Source organism: Acetomicrobium sp. S15 = DSM 107314, from assembly GCF_016125955.1.
Taxonomy (GTDB): domain Bacteria; phylum Synergistota; class Synergistia; order Synergistales; family Thermosynergistaceae; genus Thermosynergistes; species Thermosynergistes pyruvativorans.
This window is the reverse complement of the sequence record NZ_JADEVE010000069.1, coordinates 1-298: the sequence shown is the minus strand read 5'-3', so window position 1 is coordinate 298 and position 298 is coordinate 1. Positions and strand designations below refer to the sequence as shown.

The following is a 298-nucleotide window of genomic DNA, read 5'->3' as shown; positions in this document are numbered from 1 at the left end:
AGGGAATTTTTAAAATTAGGGGCTAGAGATATTCCAGCCCCTTTTTCACTTTTTAGAATTTTAGAAAGGGTTTCTAAAGTGTCTTCCGGCGTAAACAGCTGCTTCTCCGAGCTCAGATTCTATCTCAAGAAGACGATTGTTAGGGGTATGGAGGATACAAACGCAGCGTTGACACAGAAGCTCGAGGCCTTAGATGACAAGATTGTCGGACTTGAGTCGTTGTCGGGCAATATGGAAGCCCTCTCTAAGGATGTGCGCGCTACAAAGGAAAGTGGGGAGGCTATATCGAGCGAGGTTG

1 protein-coding gene is annotated in these 298 nt (G+C 46.0%); it reads left to right on the top strand.

The window, feature by feature from the left end; translation table 11 throughout:
• Window positions 1-78: 78 nt before the first annotated feature.
• Window positions 79-298, top strand: a 220-nt coding sequence (locus EZM41_RS01290; RefSeq protein WP_198468630.1) for a hypothetical protein, incomplete at its 3' end; no start/stop codon positions are given.